The sequence below is a fragment of the Acidovorax delafieldii 2AN genome, assembly GCF_000175235.1.
Lineage (GTDB): Bacteria > Pseudomonadota > Gammaproteobacteria > Burkholderiales > Burkholderiaceae_C > Acidovorax > Acidovorax delafieldii_B.
Genome location: NZ_ACQT01000510.1, coordinates 1 through 1,227, shown reverse-complemented (window position 1 = coordinate 1,227; position 1,227 = coordinate 1). Strand labels below are relative to the sequence as shown.

General features: G+C 68.6%; 2 protein-coding genes. Both read left to right on the top strand.

From position 1 onward, the window contains the following. The coding region (gene cofH / locus ACDELDRAFT_RS22675) for a 5-amino-6-(D-ribitylamino)uracil--L-tyrosine 4-hydroxyphenyl transferase CofH (RefSeq protein WP_005801358.1) at positions 1-1,085 on the top strand (1,085 nt) is incomplete at its 5' end. Beyond that, the coding region (locus ACDELDRAFT_RS26140) for an NAD(P)-binding domain-containing protein (RefSeq protein ID WP_332376198.1) at positions 1,001-1,227 on the top strand (227 nt) is incomplete at its 3' end. The genes cofH and ACDELDRAFT_RS26140, both read left to right, overlap by 85 nt.

The window sequence follows — 1,227 nt, the reverse complement described above, 5'->3', positions numbered from 1 at the left end:
GGCGCGAGACCGTTGGAGACGTGGTGCGCTACGTGGTCAACCGCAACATCAACTACACCAACGTCTGCCAATACCGCTGCAAATTCTGCGCCTTCGCCAAGGGCCGCGGCGCGGACGACCTGCGCGGCCAGCCCTACGACCTGGCGCCCGATGAAATTACGCGGCGCGTGGCGGAGGCCTGGCGGCGCGGCGCCACCGAGGTGTGCATGCAAGGCGGCATCCACCCCGCCTACACCGGCGACACCTATGTCGAAATCTGCCGCATCGTGAAGGCCGCGCAGCCCGGCATGCATGTACACGCCTTCTCGCCGCTCGAGATCCTGCACGGCGCGCAAACCACCGGATCGGACATTCCGGCCTTTCTGCGCCGCCTGCGCGATGCGGGCCTGGGCACGCTGCCCGGCACCGCTGCGGAAATCCTCGACGACGAAGTGCGGGCGCTGATCTGCCCCGACAAGCTCGATACCGCACAGTGGCTCTCTGTGATCGAGGCCGCGCACCGCGAAGGCCTGCGCACCACCGCCACCATCATGTTCGGCCATGTGGAGCGGCTGGAGCACTCGGCGCGGCACCTGCTGCGCATCCGCGACCTGCAGGCGCGCACCGGCGGTTTCACCGAGTTCGTGCCGCTGCCCTATGTGCACATGGAGGCACCCATGCACCGCCGCGGCATCTCGCGCTGCGGCCCCACGTGGCGCGAGGCGGTGCTGATGCACGCCGTCGCGCGGCTGGCGCTGCATCCGCTCGTGCCGAACATCCAAACCTCCTGGGTCAAGATGGGCCGGGAAGGTGCGCAAGCCTGCCTGCGCGCCGGCGCCAACGACCTGGGCGGCACACTGATGAACGAAAGCATCTCGCGCGCAGCGGGCACGGTGCATGGACAGGAGTTGCCGCCAGAGCACATGGACGCGCTGATCCGCGCCACAGGCCGCACGCCGCTGCAGCGCAGCACGCTGTATGCACCGGCGCCCTCGGAGCGCTGCGCAGCTTCTTACGAGGCATGCGCATTGGCACCCGTGGTGCTAACACCACCGGTGCGCCGCAAGTCCGCCCTCTCCTCTTCTGCCTTGGAAATTGCCCTATGACTTCATCCCCCCAAACCATCGCCGTACTGGGCGGCACCGGCGCCGAAGGCAGTGGCATCGCGCTGCGCCTGGCGCATGCCGGGCATACGGTGCTCGTCGGCTCGCGCGATGCCGACAAGGCCGCCCGCGTCTGCGAAGAGCT